At 65.7% G+C, this 21,301-nt stretch carries 23 protein-coding genes; 11 read left to right on the top strand and 12 right to left on the bottom strand.

Annotated elements, in window-relative coordinates; translation table 11 throughout:
* Positions 1-1,027 precede the first annotated feature (1,027 nt).
* The 5 genes from ACFOD4_RS13995 (at position 1,028) to ACFOD4_RS13975 (ending at position 4,616) form a co-directional block, all read left to right on the top strand.
* Positions 1,028-1,249, top strand: a complete 222-nt coding sequence (locus tag ACFOD4_RS13995) for a DUF4170 domain-containing protein (RefSeq protein ID WP_379597347.1) — start codon at positions 1,028-1,030, stop codon at positions 1,247-1,249.
* Positions 1,246-1,527: a hypothetical protein gene (locus ACFOD4_RS13990; protein WP_379597346.1), complete on the top strand. Its 282-nt coding sequence runs from the start codon at positions 1,246-1,248 to the stop codon at positions 1,525-1,527. Before ACFOD4_RS13995 ends, ACFOD4_RS13990 begins: the two co-directional genes overlap by 4 nt.
* 441 nt (positions 1,528-1,968) lie before the next feature.
* The gene (locus tag ACFOD4_RS13985) at positions 1,969-2,655 is read left to right on the top strand and encodes a hypothetical protein (protein ID WP_379597344.1); all 687 of its coding nucleotides are present in this window, start codon (positions 1,969-1,971) and stop codon (positions 2,653-2,655) included.
* Between the two features lie 58 nt (positions 2,656-2,713).
* Entirely contained in the window at positions 2,714-3,787 is a 1,074-nt protein-coding gene (locus tag ACFOD4_RS13980) for a ParA family protein (RefSeq protein WP_379597342.1), read from the top strand.
* On the top strand, positions 3,777-4,616 hold the full coding sequence (locus ACFOD4_RS13975) for a ParB/RepB/Spo0J family partition protein (RefSeq protein ID WP_379597341.1): 840 nt from the start codon (positions 3,777-3,779) through the stop codon (positions 4,614-4,616). Before ACFOD4_RS13980 ends, ACFOD4_RS13975 begins: the two co-directional genes overlap by 11 nt.
* A 2-nt stretch (positions 4,617-4,618) precedes the next feature.
* Here ACFOD4_RS13975 and ACFOD4_RS13970 read toward each other — a convergent pair whose 3' ends face one another.
* The gene (locus ACFOD4_RS13970; protein WP_379597340.1) at positions 4,619-5,536 is read right to left on the bottom strand and encodes a hypothetical protein; all 918 of its coding nucleotides are present in this window, start codon (positions 5,534-5,536) and stop codon (positions 4,619-4,621) included.
* A gap of 250 nt (positions 5,537-5,786) precedes the next feature.
* On the opposite strand from ACFOD4_RS13970, the gene ACFOD4_RS13965 reads away from it, so the two are divergent.
* The gene (locus ACFOD4_RS13965; protein WP_379597338.1) at positions 5,787-6,371 is read left to right on the top strand and encodes a hypothetical protein; all 585 of its coding nucleotides are present in this window, start codon (positions 5,787-5,789) and stop codon (positions 6,369-6,371) included.
* On the opposite strand, the gene flgH is transcribed toward ACFOD4_RS13965, so the two are convergent.
* The 6 genes from flgH to motA are packed head-to-tail and all read right to left on the bottom strand — an operon-like array spanning position 6,365 to position 12,627.
* Entirely contained in the window at positions 6,365-7,102 is a 738-nt protein-coding gene (flgH, locus tag ACFOD4_RS13960) for a flagellar basal body L-ring protein FlgH (RefSeq protein WP_379597336.1), read from the bottom strand. The two genes, ACFOD4_RS13965 and flgH, sit on opposite strands and share 7 nt — an antisense overlap.
* A 2-nt stretch (positions 7,103-7,104) precedes the next feature.
* Positions 7,105-7,557 (bottom strand): flagellar basal body P-ring formation chaperone FlgA, encoded by a 453-nt coding sequence (flgA, locus tag ACFOD4_RS13955; RefSeq protein WP_379597335.1) that lies wholly within the window; start codon positions 7,555-7,557, stop codon positions 7,105-7,107.
* An 11-nt stretch (positions 7,558-7,568) separates the two neighbouring features.
* Positions 7,569-8,351: a flagellar basal-body rod protein FlgG gene (flgG, locus tag ACFOD4_RS13950; RefSeq protein WP_379597334.1), complete on the bottom strand. Its 783-nt coding sequence runs from the start codon at positions 8,349-8,351 to the stop codon at positions 7,569-7,571.
* Between the two features lie 34 nt (positions 8,352-8,385).
* Complete coding sequence (gene flgF, locus ACFOD4_RS13945) at positions 8,386-9,138, bottom strand: flagellar basal-body rod protein FlgF (RefSeq protein ID WP_379597333.1); 753 nt, start codon at positions 9,136-9,138, stop codon at positions 8,386-8,388.
* A gap of 1 nt (position 9,139) precedes the next feature.
* Positions 9,140-11,725: a hypothetical protein gene (locus ACFOD4_RS13940; RefSeq protein ID WP_379597331.1), complete on the bottom strand. Its 2,586-nt coding sequence runs from the start codon at positions 11,723-11,725 to the stop codon at positions 9,140-9,142.
* 5 nt (positions 11,726-11,730) lie between these two features.
* A complete protein-coding gene (motA, locus tag ACFOD4_RS13935; protein ID WP_379597330.1) occupies positions 11,731-12,627 on the bottom strand; it encodes a flagellar motor stator protein MotA in 897 nt (298 codons plus the stop codon).
* Between the two features lie 117 nt (positions 12,628-12,744).
* Here motA and ACFOD4_RS13930 point away from each other — a divergent pair, with 117 nt between their 5' ends.
* Positions 12,745-13,773 (top strand): lysozyme family protein, encoded by a 1,029-nt coding sequence (locus ACFOD4_RS13930; protein ID WP_379597328.1) that lies wholly within the window; start codon positions 12,745-12,747, stop codon positions 13,771-13,773.
* 21 nt (positions 13,774-13,794) lie between these two features.
* On the opposite strand, the gene ACFOD4_RS13925 is transcribed toward ACFOD4_RS13930, so the two are convergent.
* Positions 13,795-14,136 (bottom strand): hypothetical protein, encoded by a 342-nt coding sequence (locus tag ACFOD4_RS13925; protein WP_379597327.1) that lies wholly within the window; start codon positions 14,134-14,136, stop codon positions 13,795-13,797.
* 210 nt (positions 14,137-14,346) lie between these two features.
* Between ACFOD4_RS13925 and ACFOD4_RS13920 the strand changes: the two genes are divergently transcribed.
* Positions 14,347-14,997, top strand: a complete 651-nt coding sequence (locus ACFOD4_RS13920) for a hypothetical protein (protein WP_379597326.1) — start codon at positions 14,347-14,349, stop codon at positions 14,995-14,997.
* Positions 14,998-15,402: 405 nt separating this feature from the next.
* Here the strand turns inward: ACFOD4_RS13920 and ACFOD4_RS13915 are convergent, their stop codons facing one another.
* The 4 genes from ACFOD4_RS13915 to ACFOD4_RS13900 are packed head-to-tail and all read right to left on the bottom strand — an operon-like array spanning position 15,403 to position 18,434.
* The gene (locus tag ACFOD4_RS13915; RefSeq protein WP_379597324.1) at positions 15,403-16,170 is read right to left on the bottom strand and encodes a MotE family protein; all 768 of its coding nucleotides are present in this window, start codon (positions 16,168-16,170) and stop codon (positions 15,403-15,405) included.
* Positions 16,171-16,173: 3 nt separating this feature from the next.
* On the bottom strand, positions 16,174-16,884 hold the full coding sequence (locus tag ACFOD4_RS13910) for a hypothetical protein (RefSeq protein ID WP_379597323.1): 711 nt from the start codon (positions 16,882-16,884) through the stop codon (positions 16,174-16,176).
* Entirely contained in the window at positions 16,881-17,963 is a 1,083-nt protein-coding gene (locus ACFOD4_RS13905) for a FliM/FliN family flagellar motor switch protein (RefSeq protein ID WP_379597321.1), read from the bottom strand. The genes ACFOD4_RS13910 and ACFOD4_RS13905 overlap by 4 nt, the downstream gene beginning before the upstream one ends.
* 3 nt (positions 17,964-17,966) lie before the next feature.
* Complete coding sequence (locus ACFOD4_RS13900) at positions 17,967-18,434, bottom strand: flagellar basal body-associated FliL family protein (protein WP_379597320.1); 468 nt, start codon at positions 18,432-18,434, stop codon at positions 17,967-17,969.
* A gap of 315 nt (positions 18,435-18,749) precedes the next feature.
* On the opposite strand from ACFOD4_RS13900, the gene fliF reads away from it, so the two are divergent.
* From fliF to ACFOD4_RS13885, 3 genes are read left to right on the top strand one after another with little or no spacing between them, the layout of a single operon-like run.
* Positions 18,750-20,348 carry a flagellar basal-body MS-ring/collar protein FliF gene (gene fliF, locus ACFOD4_RS13895; RefSeq protein ID WP_379597319.1) on the top strand — a complete coding sequence of 533 codons (1,599 nt, stop codon included), beginning with the start codon at positions 18,750-18,752 and terminating at the stop codon, positions 20,346-20,348.
* Entirely contained in the window at positions 20,345-21,007 is a 663-nt protein-coding gene (locus ACFOD4_RS13890) for a hypothetical protein (RefSeq protein WP_379597317.1), read from the top strand. The genes fliF and ACFOD4_RS13890 overlap by 4 nt, the downstream gene beginning before the upstream one ends.
* Positions 21,004-21,285 (top strand): FliM/FliN family flagellar motor switch protein, encoded by a 282-nt coding sequence (locus ACFOD4_RS13885; protein ID WP_379597315.1) that lies wholly within the window; start codon positions 21,004-21,006, stop codon positions 21,283-21,285. The genes ACFOD4_RS13890 and ACFOD4_RS13885 overlap by 4 nt, the downstream gene beginning before the upstream one ends.
* Positions 21,286-21,301: the final 16 nt, after the last annotated feature.

Below are 21,301 nucleotides of genomic sequence, written 5' to 3'. Positions count from 1 at the left end.
CGTGGCGACGAGTCTTTTCCCCTCAAGACTCGTCGCCACGCCGACATCCTTGCCAGACCAGTTACGCAGGCCCGTTGCCTAACACACCGCAGGTTATCCACAGCCTGGACTCGTCGCGACGCCGACACGGCCTATCAGGCTCGTCCTGACGCCGACATATCATCGTCGCGACGCCGACGCAGACTCGTCGTCAAGCCGACAAAGACTCGGCACCACACCGACGCAGACTCGTCGCCACGCCGACAAATTATGGATCTACAGCTTTGTTTCTTAAGCAGAAAACCAGGGGCATAACTGTATAACTTTATGACTTGGTAACTGATTCAACAGATCAATAAGGTGAAGCCTGGTTTGCCGGTGCTGAAACATGGATGCCTGAAAACAGCTGCTCGGAACAATGTCGGTGAAATGACGACAAGGCTTCTGAGTAACAACAAAAATATCAATCCCAGGTAGATAGTCCATCAGCCGAGACAGCAGAGAAAAGCCAAGCTTCGCTTCCATCATGAAGAGCTCGTCGTAACGCCGACATCTTTTAAGGAAGGCCAATTGGCTATCACGTTTCCGCGATTATTGTTGCCAAAGCGGTACCTGCCGGAACGCTGCCTTAACGCCCAAAGAATGCGAAAAACGTTGAAAGACACAGGGCCAGCCTGTATGAATGAAGTAAGGTCGGATCGACTGCTGAACCGCTTCCTTGGGAGAATCCCAGATGCCCCTTCTTCACTTGGCTGGCCCAGCCTTGTTGCTGGCAAGTAGCAGCTTATTCCTGAGCCCATTTTCTCCTTTGGCGGAGAACGGCTTTTTCATTGGCCTTCTTTTGCTCATGTTGGGCATGGGAGTCGTGGTTCTGAACCACCGTGCAAGGAAACTGCCAAAGCTGGCTCTTCTTCTGCCGCGGCAACGTCATGGAAGCGGCCCTGCCAAAAGGCTGAAAATCCGCATACGTTGCGCCCGCTAAGAAAAGCGGCGAACAAGCGGCCGAAAGGTCGAAACCTGGCCTGATTCCAGAACGGAAGGATAAAAGATGAGCGATCCCCTGAGCAGCCGCGAGATCTGGGTGGTCTGGGGCGGGATCTTCCGCGACACAAGCTTCACGGAACTGGAAGCCGGAACCGAAGAACTGCACGGGCCCTTCAGCAACATGCAGGATGCGGAGAAAGTGTGGCTTGAGCGTATGCGGCGGATGGTAGACATCGCGTCACACCGGCTCTTTGTGCTGCGCGCCATGTCTGCGCCCAGATCATGAATGTCAGAGGCCCATGGCGGAAATCAATCCAGGCTGCGAAGCCAATTGGCGTCCGCTTCGGGCCTGCCTGGCTGTTCAACCGCGACACCTTCCATTCGCGCCGCGAACAGGCCTTGGAAACGACCTTGAATAACCTGGCGCAGCGTTTGGCCGAGGCTGAGATCGCTTTAATACAGGAACAGAGCCGGCGCCGGCTTTGCGCCCTTCGGGCTGAACAAGCAGAGAAAGATCTGCAACGCTTACAAGGTCTACTACATCACGGTCAAAAATTCGTCTGACGATTAGCGAAAAACGCTGGCGAATCGCTCTGCTCGTTCCGTTCCCGCCCATGCGGGACGATAAGATGATTGATTACAGCTCGCTCCACAGACTGGCGAAGCAACCTCGCTTCGGGGCCAGAGCACCGCCAGTCCTGTGATGCCCAAAGCCAGCACCAACACGAATAGAGACATAGTCCGAAGAGACATCGGGTTGTCCTTACCAGAAGGTCGAAAAACCTTTGGGTGGAGGTGAAGAAGCTCATTCCTATTTAACAGATCATAAGCATTTTCAGAGAAAAGTCTCCATTTTGAGGCATCTGACGCCTGTCCTTCCGGCGAAAAGGCGGTAGATTTCCGGTGAGCAGAACGGAATGTGTCTTCTCCCATGTCCCGACTCATCCTTTGGCAGAATGGCCCGGCCCCACTTCCTGGCTCGTACGATTTGGTATGGGTGCCAGCATGACGGCACAGCTGCTCGTGCCCCGGTTTGTGGCGCCGCATTTCATTGAGATTGACGGCAGCACTGACCTGCCTGGCCCGGTTCGGCGCGCCTGCGCCTTCACCACGGCCGCTCCGGGCTGGCCGCGCGACAAGAATGGTGCCACGCACCGGCACGAATGCCGGCTAAGCTCGGCAAGCGGTCGCTGGCAGGACGGCGGGGCAGTCCACTGGCATACAGAAACGCAAGATCTGGCGACCGGCCATCGCAGCACAGCCACGGGCGAAGCGACCGCACTGACCCAGGCGATCGCAGCCGCGCTTGCCGCCGCGCATGCACCACCCGGTGGAGCTGAAGCAGCGACGGACCGGGTGTTGTGTCTTGCGCCTGACTTCGTTGCCATGCAGCGGGAGCCGGGCCTGCCACCTGTCTGGTGCTGCGCGCATCTGACTGCGTTGGGAACAGTTCCCCTGGATCGCCCTTGGACGCACCTGCAGACCGCCTTTATTCGCGCTTGGCCAGGAGGACGGGGTCAAGCGTTTCGCGGCGAAATGGAAACTTTGCCCTTCTCCGCTCTGGCCATGGCCGGGAACAGCCAAGCCGACAGGGTACGCGACGTGGTGTATTGGGCAGCGGACAGCCTCCCCGAGGCGGTTGAACGCTTTCGCGCCCTGGTCTTCGCTCCTCGCGGAGCCATGCACCGCTGAGCATCCTGTCAACGTCAACGGTACTTGTTGACGTTGACGGATCTCCTCTCAATGATCCATGCCTGAACTGGTGTCAGAACGCCATGAGGGTATTGGAATGGACGGAGCCGGGTTGCGTGCCTTGCGCCAGCAGTTGCGCTTGAGCCAGTCTGAGTTGAAGGATGCACTGAATCGCGGCCTTGACCGCTCCTACGACAAGCCACGGGTTTCCCGCTGGGAGAACGGGCGCGAGCCTATTCCCGAGGAAGTGATCCGGGCTGTGCAGGGCATGGCGGAGGACCGCCCACGCCATGCCCGCATCATCGTTCTGGCCAACCAGAAGGGCGGCGTTGGCAAGACCACATCGGCGCTCAACCTTGCCTGTGGCTTGGCACGACGCGGCGCCCGCGTTCTGCTGGCCGACCTGGACCCGCAGGCCACAGCCTCCGTCGCCATGATGGCTGTGGGCAGTGTGGAGGCTTATCGCCAGGGCCGTACCATGGCGCATGTCATCCTCCGCGACCTTCCGCTGGAGCAGGCGATCTTTACCCAGGACGATCCATTGCTGAATGGCCAGGCGGGGTTCGATCTGGTGCCGAGCCACATCGATCTGGCCGAAACCGATGGGCGGCGCGAGCCTGGCTTCGATGTGGCGCTGCGTGAGGCGCTGGAAGCCGTCCGTGATCGCTACGACGTCATCATTGTGGATGCTCCGCCCAATCTCGGCGTGCTGACCGTGATGGGTTTGACCGCCGCCGATGCCGTGCTGATCCCTGTCCGCACAGAGCCTTACGACAGCATGGGCGTGGGCCTGATCCTGTCCACCATCGGCAAGGTGCAACGCCGCCTGAACCCTGCGCTGCGCGTGGCGGGAATTCTGCCTACCCAATTTGGCGCGCGGAAATCCGTGGATCGGGAAGTGCTCAGCCAGCTCATCGTGGCCATGGGCGAGCGGGCGCCCGTGCTGGAGGCCGTGCCTTCCAGCGCCGTCTTCGGCCATGCCGCCCGCAATGGCCGCATCGCACTGGAAGCTTCTCCCACAGCTTCGGCAGTTGCGGTTTACGGCAGGCTGGCAACAGCTTTGCTGGCCGGGGGCGACCTGCCTCGTGCGGATCTTCCCTCCCCGGCGTTGGAGCCTGAACATGGTCGGTAATCGGAAAGCCGCCTCACCTGTACTGGGTGCCGCCATGTCGGCGATCGGCAGCGCATCCGAGGCTCTGGTGCCGAGCGACAGCCGCTTCCGGCACTCCATCGAAGTGAAACTGTCCGACGTCCGACCGGATCCGGAACAGCCGAGACGACATTTCGACCCAGCTGAGATCCAGGCCTTGGCCACCACCATGCAGGCAGAGGGTCAGCTGCAGCCGGTGCTGCTGCGGCGCGACCCCGTGCAGCGAGGGCAATGGATCTTGGTGGCCGGTGAGCGACGCTGGCGCGCAGCGCAGCTGAATGGCTGGCCCAGCCTTCTGGCCATTGAGCACGCCGGGGATGCCGAGATCGCGGCGCTGCTGGAAAACCTGCAACGTGTGGATCTTACGCCGGTAGAAGCGGCACAAGGGATCCGCCGGCTGTTGTCGAGCAAAGGGATCAGCCAGGCGAGAGCCGCAACGCTGCTCGGCAGCAGCCCGGCGGAAATTAGTGCCACATTGCGGCTGCTGACTTTGCCGGAAGAATTCCTGGAACGTGCCGGCCATCTGCCGCGCAACCTCCTGGTCGAGTTGGCCCGGTTAGAAGATGGGGCTATACGCCAGCGCCTGTTGCATCAGGCGCTGGCCGGAACGCTGACCATCCGCGCCATCCGCGCTGCGCAGGCAGGAGCCGTTCGACCGGAACCCTCCTCTTCTTCAGAACCGCTTGCTGCCTTGGAACGGGCTATTGCCCGACTTGAACGGCAGCACCACGTCGGCAGGCGACGGCCTGAGGAAGAGCGCGCCGCTCTGCGTGCCTTGCGCCAGAGGATTGATGCGTTGCTGAAGTTCTGACGTCAGAACCCGCGTGGAGCATCCGCTATGGCGGGGATCTCTGCCGAGCCCGGGGAGGCGGCCTGCTGCAGCATGGTTTCCAGCTGTGTCAGCAGGCCCGCCTGGACCACGGCTGCACCATCCTGTCGATGCGTCGACATGCTGATCAGGGCTTGCAGTCTCACTGCGTGGCGCTCCACCGCCTGCGTCCCGTCCCGCAGTCGATCGGCTGTTTCAGTGAGATAGCGGGCTGCATCGCCGAGCGAGGCCTCGCGATACGCTGCATGCTCGATCTGCGCGGCCCAGCCATGCGACATGGCTTGCAGGGTCGAAAGCTCGTCTTGCAGCATGTTATTGCCCTGTTGTGTCGTGCTGAGTTGCCCAACACGGTGCAGCAACTCGTCGAGTCGCTGCGACAATGCCGCCTCAATCCGGGCCTGCGTGGCAGCCATGGCTTCATGATCGAGAGCAAGGCTGGCACGGATCTCCTCCAGCAGGGAGGCCGAAGGCTGTGGTTGCGGCTGCACTGCATCATGCTCCAGCAGCCACCGGCATCGCTGCTCAACATTTCGGGTCAGTCCGGCAAGTTGCGCGCCCGCAGTGACGCTACGGCTCACAGCCGCAGCCGCCTCATGCATCTGCCCCTGCTGACTTTCCAGCAGCGCCTGAAGGCGGATCAGCGGATCCTCCGACAGGCTGTCGACAGGATCGGCTTCCAGGAGATAGCGCATTTGCTGCGCGGCGGAGAAGAGCGCCAGCAAGGATGCACATCCCAGCAAGAATGCAGCCGCCCAGGGTGCCTGCGCGGCCGGCAGCAGCAAGGCTGCAGGACTGGCCGCGACAAGGAACAGGGCAGCTTTCCAGCGCCAGTCCAGACAAGCGGCAAGTTCCGCGCTTGTTGGGGAGAAGGTCACCGGACGGGGACGCAGATCGGGGGGCATCTCGCTCAGCCTTCTGGCAATCGGATCGTGGATGAAGTCTACAGTCAGGGGATGAAGGTTTCGCAAAAGCCCTTTTTAAATCCGATAATCCCCCCTTACCGTATTAAAATGCCGAGTTGCCTCGGAGCGATCTGGCGGTTGCAAGTACCATGCATTGCAACCGACCTGCGGGAGACGGTAGCTTCTGCGCCGCTCAAGACGGACCTTTGGCGATGCGCCTTCCTTTCTCCGCGCCGCCTGGCATCAATCGATGACCAGCCAGAAGCAAGGCGGCTTCACCATGGTGGAGCAAGGTCATGGAAGGCGGTTCCTGGTCCGCCCGGCCAGGGCGCCGGCAGCCTTTCTGATGGCGGCGGTTCTGCTGTCCGGCTTGTTCGGGTTGCCCGCCATCGCCGTTCTGCTGGTACCCCGGCGCTGGGAGCCGATATCCCTGATCGCAGCCTTTTGCGGAGCGGTTGTCGCGGTTGCCGCCCTGATGGTGCTGCGTCAGGCAGTGAGGCAGCGTCACGCAATCGAAATAACGACCGACGCAGCCGGGCTGCGCTGGCCAGGCGGAGAAATGCGGTGGGCGATGATGACGAACATCGCATTGCGAGGTCCCGAACCGTTGCAGACGCAGGCAAAGGGCATTTACACCCTGGCCGCGAACATTGCCGCCCAGCGGATGGCGCTGCAAACCCGGCTGGTGCTGGAGCAACGGGATGGCCAACCCGGGTTTGTGCTGCCCATTCCTCTTGGAGGAGGGGTGGCCGAGGCCTTGCGCCTCGCCTTGTTGCGGCAGCGGCCGCCGCAACAAGGCGGGAGTTCTGACATCAGAACATCCGGCCCTCAATAGGGCAGGACACGGTCCAGGATTTGCTGGCCCCAGCGCGGGCGCTGTAGATCGCTCGATACCCCGCGGCCGCCATAGGCGATTCGTGCCTCGGCGATCTTCTCGGATGCGATGCGGTTGTTGGGGCGGATATCCTCGGGCCGCACCAAGCCGCGCAGTTGCAACTCCCGCAGCTCATTGTTCACCCTGATCTCCTGCGAGCCGGCGATCTCCAGATTGCCGCTCGGCAGCACCCGCACCACGGTGGCCGCAACCTGCAGGCGGATCTTCTCCGTGCGACGGATCCGACCTGTGCCATTGCTGGTGCTGCTGCCGCCGAGTTCGAGCGCCGGATCGAGGCTGCCGCCAAACGCCTTGCCCAGCGCGCCTTGCAATCCGAAAAGAAACGGCACCTTGAAATCCTGCTCCGCCTCGCGTCCCAACTCGGTGCGGTTGTCGAACTGGGCGCTGTCATCGATTTCGATTTCAACCGTCAGCAGGTCGCCCACGGTACGGGCGCGTTGGTCACGGAAAAAGGTCCGGCTGCCGGGACGCCAGAGCGAGCCGGGGGCCGCATTGCCGATCACCGGGCGGGGCTGCAGGGCGATGGCAAGCGGATTGTCCGCCTGGCTGCCGGGTGGAATGCCGTCGATCTCACCGGGAGCCGAAATCGGCGGTGGGCGCTGGATGTGGCCCAGCGTGTCGCACCCTGCAAGGCCAGCGAGCAGGAGAAGGGGAAGAAGACGGCCCTGCATGATCAGCCTCCCACCTCGGCGGTGCCATCACCCACCACCCGTGCACGGATGGTACGGCTGCTCGACGGGTTGTGGATGCGCACTTCCTCGCCCAGGCTGCCATTCTCCACCGCTCGCCCCTCCATCTCCAGCGTGGCACCGGCATGTTTCCACAGCACCCGCACCGTCTGGCTGGCGCGGATTGCCAGAGGCGGCCCGATGTCGCGTTCCATGATCGGCATCTCGGCGCGGATGCGGCGTCGCACCTCCTGGCCAGCGATGTTCTCCGCCGCATCGGCATAGCCGCGCCGGTTGTAGCGTGGCTCGGCGGCGACCACGTCCTGTGGTCGCAGCCGGTCGCCGGGTTCGAGGTCGATGGCCGCGTGCCACACCTCGCGCACTTCGCCGCGCGCCAGTGCGGGCGTCGCGAACGCCAACAGCAGCAGCGCCGCGGCGAGAGGAGCTTCAGGACGCATCAACCTCTCCTTCAGCGCACGTTGTTGGCGGTCTGCAGCATCTGGTCGGTGGCCTCGATGACCTTGGAGTTCATTTCGTAGGCGCGCTGGGCCGCGATCAGCTGCGTAATCTCCTGCACGACGTTCACGTTGGACGCCTCCAGGTAGCCCTGGCGCAGCTTGGCAAAGCCGGGATCCGAGGGCAGCCCGCCATTCGGCTGGCCGGAAGCCTCGCTTTCCAGGAACTTGTTGCCGCCGATCGCCTCCAGCCCCGCCTCGTTGGCGAACATGAACAGGTTCAGCCGGCCGGCATTCTGCTGCGCGCCATTGGCCTCGGTGACGATCACCTCGCCGGCCTGGTTGACGGTGACGTCCTTGGCGTCGACGGGAATGTTGATCGCGGGCTCGATCGGATAGCCTTCGCTGGTCACCAGCTGGCCTTCATTCGACAGCTTGAAGCTGCCATCCCGGGTATAGGCCACGGTGCCATCGGGCAGCGTCACGCCAAAATAGCCGCGGCCTTCCAGCGCCAGGTCGTAGCGGTTGCCGGTGTCGGTCAGCGAGCCCTGCAGGGTGATGCGGTTCACCGCCGAGTTGCGCACGCCCAGGCCCACCTGCGTGCCCACCGGCAGCAGCGTGCCAGCCTCGGAGGAGGCCGATCCCACGCGCTCGGTGGATTGGTAGATCAGGTCCTGGAACTCGGCCTTGCGCCGGGTGAAGGCGGTGGTCGAGACGTTGGCGATGTTGTTGGCAATGACCTCGACGTTGGTCTGCTGGGCCTGCATGCCGGTGGCCGCGATGCTCATGGCGCGCATGGGGGCGTCCTTTCTGGATCGGGGAGGAAGGGGGTCAGTTCGGGCGGCTCAGCGCCTCGATCATCTTGCGGGTGCGGCTGTCATCCTCGCTGATGATGCGTTGCAAGTTCTCATAGGCGCGCTGCACCGTGGTCATGTTGGCAAGCTCCAGCACCGGCTGCACCGTGGAGGCTTCCAACGATCCCTGCACGATGCGGATGCCAGAGGTATTGGGGGGTATCGGCTGCGCGTCGGCCTGGGGGATCTCCAGAAGGCCGTCGCCGCCCTTGCGGATGGCGCGCATGTCGCCGCCGCGAAACAGGCCGATGCGACCGACCTGTTCGGGCAGGTTGTTGACCGTCGCGATCAGCGTGCCGTCGGCACGGATCTCCAGGCGCTGGATATTCTCAGGCATGGCGATGGGTGCGCCGCCCTCATCCAGCACAGCCCGTCCCCCGGGATCCACCAGCCGGTTCTGCGCGTCGATGCGCAGCCGCCCGTCACGGGAGTAAGCCCGGCCGCCGCCGGCGCGCTCGATCCCCAGGAAGGCTTCGCCGTCAATAGCGATGTCGAGCGGGTTGCCGGTCGCGGCCAGGGAACCCTGCCGGGTGTCGAGATAGGTCGCACGGTCCTGCACAAAGGCGATCTCGCGCCCCGGCACGGCCAGTCGGCTGACATGACTCTGGAACAGGGTACGGTCCCCGCGGAAGCCAGTTGTGGTCGCGTTGGCGAGGTTGTTCGCCGTGACATCCATCTGCTGGCGCAGTGCAAGCTGGCCGGAGAGGCCGACAATGCTGGGGCTGTCCATCTCAATTCCTTCCCGCATCAGGCAGCAATCGTTCAACCTGCCGGCTGCGGGCGATAGCGGCGCGGGCGGCCGAAACACCGCGTTCCGAGGCTTGGACGTTGCCGCTGAGATGCAGCAATGCCTTGGTGCTGGAACTGGCTGTCAGAAGGTCGTTCGGCACGTCCGGACGGCCGCCGGCCAAAGCGGCAGCCGCGGCCAGGCGCTGCGTTGCTTCACCGCGCATGTCCGGCGGCAGCTCCGGATCGCGCAGCAAGGCGCCGTAGGCGGCCATGGCATCGGCCCAGGACTGTGCCTGGAACAGCAACCCGGCCCGCGATTGCCGGTCGGCGAGCTCCTCCATACCGCGCAGTTCCTCGGCCGCGTCGGCAGGTTGGCCAAGACGCGTCAGGGCCACGCTGGCGGCGCGGCGCAGCGCGTCCGAAGGGGGCAGGCTCCGCAGCAGCGCCATGGCGCGCCTGGCATCACCCTGGCTGGCCATGGCTTCTGCCCGGGCGGTGAGCAACGCCCCGTCCTGCTGCAGCAGCGTCGCTGGAGTGAGCTGTCGGGCGATGTCGAGTGCGGCATCAGCCAGCCCTTCCTGCAACATCAACTGCACCGCGCCGCGGCGGATATCGTCGCCGCGCTCGCCAGGTGTGGCGTAGCCTTCATATTGCCAGAACAAGGCGAGGCGCTCGCCAGCAGGCGGGAGGGCAAGGCCCTTGGCATCGACCAGCAACAGGCGCAGGGCGCGCGCGGCCAAGCGGGCACCGCGGCTTTCGGCGCTGGGTCGCATCATGGCCTGGCTGGCGCCGTCGGCCACGGCCAGAGCCGCAGCGATGTCGCCACGCTCCAGCAGGCGCTGGGCGTACAGGATGGCAGCTTCCTCGCCGAGGCTGTCGCGGCGGAAGGTGCGGCTGGCATCGAGCAGCACCAGCTCAGCCTGGCGGCCCTCGGCGCCGGGGCGGTCGAACTGCAGTGCGGCCAAACGGATGCGCGCCTGCAGGACGGCCAGGCTGCGGCGGTTCCGCACCGCCGCCTGAAGGTGTTGAAGCTCCTCCGGCCGATTGCCCTCGGCATGGGCTAGGCGCGCCATCAGCAGGCTGCGCACCGCCGTCTGTTCAGGACGCGGATCGCCCAGCGCTCCGGGGCCGCGCAGCGCACCCAGCAGGGTACGCAGCGTTTCCGTATCGTCCTCGACGATCTCGGCCATGGTGGCGACAAGGGAAAGGCGCGGACCAGCCGGCACGTCGCGCAGTGCGGCGCGGATGCGGGGCGCCAGGCGGGCAAGGCTGTTGGCATCGCCGCGCAACGCGGCGAGCAGTCCCTGCCACAGCGGCAGATCGGGCGGCGTGCAGTCTCCCGCATCGGCCAGCAAGGGCGAGGTCCCTTCGATCGGCTGGCGGCCCAGCAGGCGGGCCACATCGCGCACCCGTTCCAGACGCTGGCGCACTTCGCCGCCCGGCGCCTCGCCGAGCCGGTTCGACAGAACCTCCAGCGCTTCGCGCGGCAATTCTTGGCCGACATAGAACTCTGCCAGCGCGGCGGCCTCGGCGGCGCCGTGGTCGGAACGTGCCAGGCCCGCGCGCAGCCCGGCCAGGGCTTCGTTGAAGGGCTGCATGCCAGCCCAGCCAATGAGGCTGAAACTTGGGGTCAGGCAAACCGGCTTGTCGGAGGGGGCGGGAAAGGCCGGGTTGGGCAGGGGTGCCGTTGCCATGGCAGACATGGGCCGCTCCTCGGGAGCGGCCGGGCCAGCAGAAGCGGCAGGTATCAGATTGGGGGGCGGGGAAGGTGCTGTCGCGGCCATCGGCGAACGAGCGGGTGCCGCGCTGCCCGCCGAGGGCTGACCGTTCAGCAAGGCAAGGCGGCTCATCAACGTGTCCCGCAGCGCCGCAATCTCGGATTTAGACAGGCTGTCGGTTGCTGTTGGTGCTGCTGTTCCGGCGCCGGCGACCGTTGGCGGTTTTGTTGTTGTGGAAGCGGGTGGGGCGGCGTGGGGAGAAAGGGCAGGGGCAGCCGGAACATCGGCCGGAACAGGGGCGGGCATAGGGGCCGCGGCCGAGGACACCGGCGAAGGAGAGGCCTCCACCGAACCAGCGCTGCGCAACAGGGCGATCGCCTGATCCTGGCGCAGCAATCCAAGCCGCACGGCATCGTCCAGCAGGCGGCGGCGGGCAGCGGCGAGCTGGGCCGGAGATGCCGGCTCACGGACCGTCCGGGCCGGACGCAAATCAACATAAAGCATACCGTCGAAGGCGCCTGTCTCCACCACGCAGTCGCAGGCGGGGCGAAGCCGCAGAACGGTGGCATCGCCTTCCTGGCGCACCTCCATCCCGGTCAGTTCGGCCAGTGGCCGTTGGCCAGACAAGTTGAGCTGGAAGCGCCCACGCAGCCACAACTCGTGCTCGCTCCCGACGCGTCGCAGCTCATGGCTCGGGATAGCGCCGAAATGCAGCACCACCCGGCCACGGTCATTGTGCTGGCCGGTGCGGACGCGAACCGAGGCCGTCTCTGCGGCAGCGGCGACGGGCACAGCTGGAGCCTGGGCTGCTGCCGGCTGGCCCAGCAGTGGCGGCAGGGCGATGCTGGCCAACAGCAGCGCGCGGCGCATCGGCCTCACTCCCCGCCCGAATCGCCGCCGTCGGATTTCATCCGTCCGGCATCGCGTAGTTGCGTCTCCATCTGATCGAAGCTCGGCTGCAGCTTGGAGGGCACGGCCTGGCGGCCGATCTCGACGCAGATCTGTGGCGACAGGTTTTCCAGATAGGAGGTGATCACGGCGCGGGTGACGTCGGCCATGCGCTTCTCTTCCTCGAAGATCGCCTTCAGCCGGCCGGCCATCGGGCCGATCATGCCATAGGCCAGAAAGACGCCGAGAAAGGTGCCGACCAGCGCCGCGCCGATCATCCGACCCAGCACCTCAGGGCTTTCGGAAATGGCACCCAGCGCCTTGATGATGCCGAGCACCGCGGCAACGATGCCGAGCGCCGGAAAGGCGTCGGCCATGGTCTGTATCGCCTTGGCTGGCTTCATGTTCTCCGCGTGGCGCTTGTCGATGGCGGTTTCCATCATTTCGCCGATGCGGTGCGGATCCTTGTTGTTCAGCGTGACCGAGCGCAACGTGTCGCAAATCAGGTCGCGCAGTGCCCCGTCCTGGATGATGCGTGGATAGCGCGAGAAAATCGGCGAATTGTCAGGCGTCTCGATATGCTTTTCGAGCTTCGCCGCGCCTTCCTTCTGGTGCACCCGCAGCAGCAGGTAGAGCAGCGAAAGCAGGTCGCTGTAATCGGTGCTTTTCCAGTTCGGGCCTTTGAAGACCTTGCCGAAGGAGGTGAGCGTCTTCTTCACCAGCGCGCCATCGCCGCTGATCAGCATGGTCATGAAGCCGCTGCCGCCAATGATCAACATCTCGGGCCCAACGGCCGAAAGGATCACCCCCATCTTGCCGCCGGCGATCAGATAGCCGCCAAAGACAGCGACAAAAACTCCGATAATTCCGGCGATCTGGATCATGGCGTGGCGCGGTCCCGCTGTTGCGTCAAAGGGCCGGAGGCCGGCCGCGGCATTCTCTTATCATTTCGCACAACGATGTGCTACGAGCATTTTTCGCAAAAGGCGATGGAGCAATCAATGCCAACCCCTCTCAGCCTCTCCTCCGCGCTGGAGAAAGCCGGCACTGCCGCAGTGGCCGGTGCCGGTCCTGTTGCAACGCCGCTGCGGCAGCGCGGCGCCGAGACGCTCGGGCGCTACACTGTGGACGCCTCGGTCACAGGTGCGCTGCGCAATGCTGCCCAGGCCACCGGGATGGGCTTTGAGGTTCTGGCCGCTAAGGCCGCCATGGAAAGCGGTTTCCGGGCCGATGCGCAGGCCTCCACCTCATCTGCCCGAGGCCTGTTCCAGTTCATCGACCAGACTTGGCTGAGCGTGGTGAAGGAGCACGGCGCGCAACACGGCCTGGCCGAGGAGGCCGCCGCCATCAGCCGCAGCGGCAGCCGGCTCAACGTTTCCGATCCGGCCCTGCGCCAACGCATCCTGGCCTTGCGCGACAATGCCGAGATCTCGGCCCGGCTGGGCGCCGAGCACCTGCGCGACCTTTCGGAGGCGATGACCAAAACCATCGGCCGGCGGCCTGATGCCACCGAGCTGTACCTTGGACATTTCTTGGGTTTGGGGGGGGCCCGAGCCCTGCTGTCCAAGGCGGCAAGTGATCCGGACATGGCGGCGAGCCAGGTTCTGCCCGATGCCGCCCGGGCCAATCCTTCTATTTTTCGCGGAAGTGACGGCGCATCGCTATCCATTCGCCAAGTGATGGATAAACTGCGCGGGCGGGTGAATCAGACCTATGCCCAGCTTGGCCTTGCCACGCCAGAAGGGCCGGTGCAACTCAACGCCGCCTTGCACACGCCGAAGCCCGGCGAGGCCATTGCCAGCAGCGAACCGCTCTGGTGGGGCAGCGGCTCTCCGGCAAGGGTGGCGCATGCGCCGGAGCAGGCGATGTTGTCGACCTTGATGGAAGTGTTCACGCGGATGAACAAGGCCGGCGCGCAACGCGGCGCTGGCGAAGAGCGTGGCACCGCCCTGCCGGCCGGTGTGGTCGAAGCCCTGCGCCAGAACAGCGATGCCGCCGCCGAGGCGCGCAAAGCCTACGGCGCCGCCTGACGTCGCGGCCTGCTCCTGCTGTCAGCCGGCAGCGCCCGGAAGCAGCTGGAATGGCTGCGGACGTGGCAGGCCGGAACCTGGCAACAGGCACAAGATCGGCGCTTCCCGACGTCGCCGGCGGGCCTCGTTCTCGCGCCGGACTTCAGCACCATGGCAATGTCCAGCGGCGTAGCATTGCCGCAATGCGGCGCCGAGAAGGCCGGCCAGGGCCACTCCGGCGGTTTCGGCCAAAGCGTCTGCGGCAAACCCTTCCTGCAGGACATCGCGCCGCTGACCCATCAGGCCATCGCGGCGGCCCAGCGCCGCGGCATGATCCAGCATGGTTTCATTGAAGGCTGTGGCAGGGGGAACAAGGTCGGTCATGGGGGGGATGTCCAGCAAGGTCGGGCGAGAGCCGGGGGGGCCTCAGCGCCATAGTGCAGGCTCTTGGCTCCTCTTATCAAGAGTTTTTCGCATTATGTTGAATCGAAACGCATACCGCTTTTCGCGTATATGGTTTAGTAAATGTTTGCGAAAAATTATGGTGAGGCCGTTACTCTGCTTGCTCCTGCTTCCGGCCTTGTGGAGAAACCCATGCCGCAATCTCCGTTTCGGCGTCTGCCCGCTCTGGCTGTGCTGACCAGTGCTGGGCTGGGCTATCGCTTTGGAGCCATGCCGGAACTTGCCCTTCCCTCAGGCTGGACCATGCTGCTCCTAGGGGGTGGTGGAGCCGCCGCCTGGTTGTTGTTGCGCCGACCGGCACGGGCCTTGCCGACGCTCAGGCTCGAATTGCGGTCTGTGCCGCCGCGCCACAGCTTGCAGGACGTGTTGCGGTTCGTGGGCTCCGCTCCTCTCGCATGGAGCGCGCGTCGTGGCGAATGGTCGCTCGATCTGGATGGCAATGGCCCGGCCGAGCTGCCTTGGCGCCTGGAACTGCGTCATCCCGAAGCACCGTCCATGCCGTTGGCTCGCGCCGCCACGCTGGAGGCGGTGCTGAATGCGTCCCGTCGCCTCTACGCGACCCGGGAGGCCGCCACGCCCGGCGCCGCTCCGGCGCATCGGGAAGCCGGACAGATGCTGGGCTGCGATCTGGAATTCGACCTGCCCTCGCCGCGCCGCTGCATCACCGCGCTGGCCGAGGGCGGCTTCGCTTTGCTGGATGACACGGGCTACCGGGCCTTGTCGCCGCCAACCGCCAATGCGCTGCTGGGTGAGGCGGGCCGGCTGCATGGGGCCCGGCCCTGACGTTCCAGGACCATCCGACGCGCGCAATGCTTCTTTGAAAGGCTTGATCCGGTACTGCAGCAGGCGGAACCGGAACCAGTTATCGCGATCCGGAGCCTCTTGGTGGTGGATGGTGCCGGAGCCGCGGAAGCCAGTCCCGATGCTTGTGGCGGTTGATCCGGGCATGAGCACGGTTCACGCGCAAGAAGCCGCTTCTTTCCCTGATCGTGCGTGAAGCTGATCGCCGGCGGACTTGTGATGCGGTTGGCGCGGCTGTGTGGAGGATCGATCGCCCCGTCCGAGGGTCGACGGCGCGGAATTGATGGCGCTGAACCGGGGCCGGCATGGCGGCCTTCCGGCCGAGCATGCCGGCCAGAACAGTCTGCCCCGTCGCCCTTCCGGAAAAGAAAGACGGGGCTTCAGGCCTCAGGGCGTGGCAACGGGCGATGGGCCGCGAAAGGCTTCACGCCGCCCGGCGATTTCCTGGGTTACGGCCAGGGCCGCGGGCGGTTCCATCTGGGCCAGGATCGGCCCGGCCTGACGCTCGGGGATTTTCAGCAAAACCGCCGCGGCGCGAAGCGGTTCCATGCGTTCCAGAACCTTGGCGGCTTGCTGCGGACGCATGTTGACATAGAGTGAAACCAGCGCGTCAAGATCCCCTTCAGCCGCGGCGCTTTCCTTGGAAACAAGCTTTTCCATCTCTTGGCGCAGACGGGTCAATTCGGTGATCTGGGTACGGGTCAGCGCCTCCGCCGCCCGCAACTGTGCTTCGCGTGCTTCCAGCGCCCGCTCGCGGCGGTCGATCTCGGCCTGGCGGCGGGCGACTTCCACCAGCAGCCGGCCGTCGCCGGGACGGTCCTCACCGATCGGGCTGGCCCGTCCCGCACCGGAGGTTAGCGAGGCCGGCATCGCCATGGGCGTGGCCAAAGGACCCGCCAGAACAGGCGCAACCACGGTGCGCGCGACCATGCCGTCGCGCAGCGTTACCAAGCCTGCCGCAGTGCCGGCAGCGGGCAGTGAGTGGGCGGCGGAACCAGCGGCAGGCGCTTCCACCAGCCACAGACCGGCCAGCCGGCCGGGTACCAGAGCCGCCAGCCCCAGCAGCACCAGAGGCAGGCCGAGGCGGGGACCATAACCGCGGGCCAAGCCTTGCCGGGGCCGAAAGGTGGAAGGAGGGTTCGGAACGGTCATCATGCGTCAGTCCAGCTTCACGCGAACGGTGCGGGGATCATCCGGCCGGTGGGCCAATCCATGAACCGGACCGGCAAGGCCACCTGTCACCGGTGCGGCGCGTTCGGCGAAGAGCAGCTCGGCTGCCAGCACGCTGCCGAGGGATGGCGGCTCCGGCAGCACGTCGTGCGGTTTCATCGCCAAGGCGAGAAGCGGCGCGACGTCCAGCGCGATGGCCGGCTCAGGCGATGGTATGGTGGCCTCCTCCGGCTCGGGCGCAACATCGACCAGTCTGCCCGGCGGAATGGCTGACGCATGCGGCAAGGCACGGTCTTCCCGGCCGGCCAAGCGCTCTGCCAAGCCCAGAGGCTCGGCCAGTTCGCGTGGCGGCGCGGCGGCACGGGCGGTCTGCAGGCGGCGGTTCTGTCGCAGCGCCTGGTCCAGCCGTGTGGCCACCTCTTCGGCATGGCGCGAGGCGGTGGTCAATTCCTGCGACAGGCGACGGCAAGCACCGATCTTGCTGTCCACCTCGGCAATGCCGTCGCGCACCTTCTGCACGATGCCTCCGGCCGAATCGTCTAGCCGGCGCGAGGCGGTGTCGAGCTGGCCGATCACCGCCCCGGCGCCCTCCAGCGTAGTGCGCAACCGCCCCATCCGACGGTAAAGCAAGCCGATCCAGCCTGCCTGAGCCGCCAGCACTGCGAGCGCGGAAGCATCCAGGATCTGTGTCAGGTTCATGGGTTTTCCTTCAGCCCTTCGGATGCGGGCGGCGTGACATCGCCCGGCCAGCCTTTTTCGATCACGCAATCCTCGACGCGCAGCACGATGCGCTCATCCTTGGCGGCGATGGCGGCGCGGCAAACCATGAGGCCTTGGCAGAACACCTCGATCGGGTCGTCCTGCCGGCGGTCCAGCACCAGGGTCGAGCCGGGCTTCCAGCCAGCCACCTCGGCGAAGGAAAGGGTGCGGTTCTCGATCACGGCTGTCAGGTCAATGCCGGCGCGCGGCAGCTCCTCCGCCAGATGGCTGCGCCAGATCGTGTCGCCGCCGGATTTGCGGCCCAGCACTTCCTGGCTCAGCAGGTCGCGCACCGGCTCGATCGAGGAGTAGGGCAGCAGGAAATCGATGAAGCCCCCACGCCCTTCCATGGCGATCTCGGCGCGGAAAGTGAGCGCGGCGGCAGTTGGCTTGGTGATCAGCGCGTAGCCCGGGGTGATCTCGAACCGCTCCAGGGTGAAGGTCGCGGGCGAGACGGCTTCGAACGCCTTGCTCAGATCCTGCGTCACGATGGAGACGAACTTCTCCACAAAGGTGCGCTCGATCGGCGTGTAGGGGCGGCCTTCGATCGGCTGCAGCGCGTTGCGCCTGCCGCCGAGCAGAATGTCGACGATGGACCCGATCAGCCGTGAATCCAGAGCGGCCAGGCAATAGCCGTCCCATTCCTCGATGCGGATGACGCCGATCAGTGCCGGCAGGGTGATGGTGTCGAGAAAGGCGCCCACCCGCACCGGCCGGGTGCGGTCGATCACCACATCGGCGTTGTCCGCTGTGAATTTTCGCGAAGAGCTGGTCATGAGGCGGGCCAGCCGGTCCACCACGATGTCCAGCATCGGCAGTTTCTCGTAGCGGACTGCCCCACCAACCAATGCTTCCAATCCCGATCGCGGCGCCTCCGGCTCCGCCGCCGTCTCAGCGCCACCAAACAGGTCATCGATATCGCCCTGGCCCATGGCGACGCCGGCAGCACCCCAATCGGCCATTGGGTCGATGTCTTCGCTTGCCGGAGAAGGCACCGGGTTCTCGTCGGTTCCGCTCATGCTTCAGGCCACCACAAAGGCCGTGATCAGCACATCGCGCACTGTGTTGGGACCAAGCACCAGTTCCAGCCGGCGGTGCAGATCGCCGCGCAGCCGCTCCATGGCCAACGCCCCATCCATCTCGCCGTCCCGCAGCGTGCGCAGATACAGCACCAGGCTGTCATAGACGCGCGGGCTCATCAGCTCGGGCTGCGCCTCAGGGGCCAGGCCGGCCTGTATCTCGACCGCCAGCTTGAGACGGAGCTGCCGTGGCCGCCCACCATTGGGCAGGGTCACCGTCATCTCCGGATATTCCACGAAGACCGGCTTCAGCATTTCCGCCGGGGCGGGTGCCGCAACAGCAGCCTCGGTTGTTTCATTGGGCGCAAGCCCGGCCAAGCGCCGTGCGGTATCGGCGGCGCCCGGCACCAGGAACCAGACGCCGGCGCCAGTCGCCGCCAGCACCACCGGAAACAGGGCGAGAGCCAGCATAAGGCGGCGCCTGCCAGAGTGGCGGACCGGATTTGCCTGATTTTTCGCGGAAGCATCCGCGCTGGTGGTGGACATGGGCCAAGGATCTCCCGGCGGTTGCGATTTTTCGCGGGACAAGTGGAGTGGAGGGAGATATAAACCGGACTGTCTTCGCATTGCTATGCCAAAAACAAGTAGAGCAAAAAGACTCGCATGGCATGGCGGCGAAGCGGAACAGGGCCAGGGCGCTGCCTGCCCGCATCCCGGCGCAGCAGCATCCGCGCTGCGCCGGGACGCGGGCGGAAGCCTGGCTCAGAATGGGGCGATAGAAGGTCGATGCAGCAAGTTCGCACCCTGGGGCCCGGTTTCGACCTGGGTGGACTGGGCAATACGGTGAAGCGGCTCGGGCCTGCGAAAATCGGTGCCATCGCGGCGGTCGGTCTCGCGGTACTGTTGGGGGTCGGCTATGTCGCGCGTTCGACCGGCACTCCGGCAGGACTGCTTTATGCGGGCCTCGAATCCGCCGACGCCGGCCGCATCGCTGCGCGGCTCGAGGAGCTGAAGATCCCGGTGGACGCGCGTGGCGACGGCAGCATCATGGTGCCGGCCGACCAGGTGGCGCGGCTGCGCATGCAATTGGCCGCCGAAGGTCTGCCGCGCCAGGGCGGGGCGGGCTACGAACTGCTTGACCAGGCTAGCCCGATGCAGATGACCTCCTTCATGCAGCGCGTGCAGCGGCTGCGGGCGCTGGAAGGCGAGCTGGCGCGGACCATTATCACCATGCGTGGCGTGCGCGCGGCCCGCGTGCACATCGTGATGCCTGAGCGTGAGAGCTTCTCCCGCGATGCGCCGTCGCCTACCGCCTCGGTCACCGTCACAACGCACAACAACCAGCGGCTCGGGGCTGCCCAGGCCGCGGCGATCCGGCTGCTGGTGGCCGGCGCCGTGCCGCGGCTGCATCAGGAGGACGTCTCGGTGGTGGATCCGACCGGCGTGGTGCTGGCCGCCGATGGTGGCACCGGCGCCGCTGCAGGCCGTATCGGCGAGATGCGCGCCAACCAGGAGCACGCCTTGCAGAAGGCGGTGCTCGATCTGCTGGAGCCGATTGTTGGCCGCGGCAAGGTGCGCGCCGTCGCCGCCGTCGAGATCGAGGGCGCGCGCATCGTGGCGCGGGAGGAAACCTTTGATCCGCTGGGCCAGGTCGAGCGGGGGCGGCAGGTCCAGACCGAGCAGGAAAACAGCGAGGATGGCCGCGGCCAGGCACCGGTGACGGTGGGCCAGAACCTGCCGAACCAGCAGGTCAACAACAACGCCAACCGCAGCGCCAGCAACAGCCAGCGCAACAACGAAACTATCAACTACGAGATTTCCTCCAAGATCGAGGAAACGACGCGGGAGCCGGGGGCGGTGAAGCGCGTCAGCGTTGCCGTGATCGTGGACGGGCTGACCGATGCTGCCGGCCAGGCGCAGCCGCGCTCCAAGGAAGAACTCGACAGGCTCGCCGCTCTGGTGCGTTCGGCGGTTGGCTTCAGCGAGAAGCGTGGCGACACCGTCACCGTCGACACGCTGCGCTTCCTGCCGGAGGAGGGGCCGGGCACGTTGATCTCCGCCGATGCCGGCGGGGTGACATTGAGCGGCGCGCAGATGGCGCTGCTGGGCGGCGGCCTGATGGTCGCGGCGGGCGGCAGCGCCTTCATGATGCGGCGCCGGCGCCAGCGCCGGATAGCCGAGGAAGCGGCGGCGGCCGAGGCTGCGGCGGCAGCGGCCCTGGCGGCCGCCCAGGCCGAAGCCATGGATGAGGCCATTGCCACGGTGGGCCAGGACATCCAGATCCGCCTGTCCTCGCTCAACGCGCTGCACGACATTATCGACAACCGCCCGGATGAAGCACTGGCTGTGGTGCGCAACTGGATCGAGGAAGGGACGCCCGGATGATGCGTCCCTATCAGCCACCTTCGCTGCTGGCGCTGATCTCGGATGAGGACGGCACCACCGCTTCCCGGATGCTGGCGGAGGAGCGCATCCGCAGTGCCGCCTTCGCCGCCGGCCGGCAGCAGGGCCTTGAGGAAGGCCTGCGGCTGGGCCGAGAAGAAGGTCTGGTTGTCGCCCGGGGTGAGGCCGAGCGCGATCTGCAGGCTGAGCTTCTGAAGCGCGGCCAGCAGGGCGCGGCGGCCTGTGCCGCAGCCCTGCAGGCGCTGCTGTCACGCCGCGATGAGGATCGGCGGGCACTGGATGCCGCGCTGCGGGCAGCGCTGGGTGCCGCGTTGCAGGCGGTGTTCCCGGTGCTGATGTCGCGTGCCGTGGGCAGCGAAGTGGCGGCGCTAGCCGTCGCCGCGCTGACAGAGCGCGGCGAAGATATGCTGACCCTGCACGCCCATCCCGACACCCTTGCCGCCGCTCGGACCGACGGGCTCGTTATGCCGGAACGGCTGCGCCTGCGTCCCGATCCGGCCCTGCCCATCGGACAGGCCGAGCTGGCCTGGGGCGAGGGCGGCCTGCTCTACGATCCCGCCGCGTTGCAGGCGCAGGTGCTCGCCCTTCTTGGCGCACCCGCCGCGCCGGCCTCAACGACCATCCAGGAGATTTCGCCGTGAGCGAGACCGTTCAGTCCGAGAACCCGTTCCTGGCCGAGCGCAAGCCGCGCATCATGGACATTCCGGTCAATGTGCAGGTGGTGCTGGGTAGCAAGCGCCTGCCCATGGCCGCCCTGTTCAATCTCAGCCGCGGCTCGGTGATTGAGTTTGACAAGAAGGTCGGCGAGCCGATCGACCTGATGGCCAATGAGCGGCTGATCGCGCGGGGCGAGATCCAGATCACCGATGACGGGCGGCTGTCGATCTCGATCACCGAGATCGTGTCCTCCGCCGGCTGATCTTTTCTCTGTCTTG

The organism is Teichococcus globiformis, assembly GCF_042646265.1.
Classification (GTDB): domain Bacteria; phylum Pseudomonadota; class Alphaproteobacteria; order Acetobacterales; family Acetobacteraceae; genus Pseudoroseomonas; species Pseudoroseomonas globiformis.
This window is presented reverse-complemented; position numbering and strand designations above follow the sequence as displayed.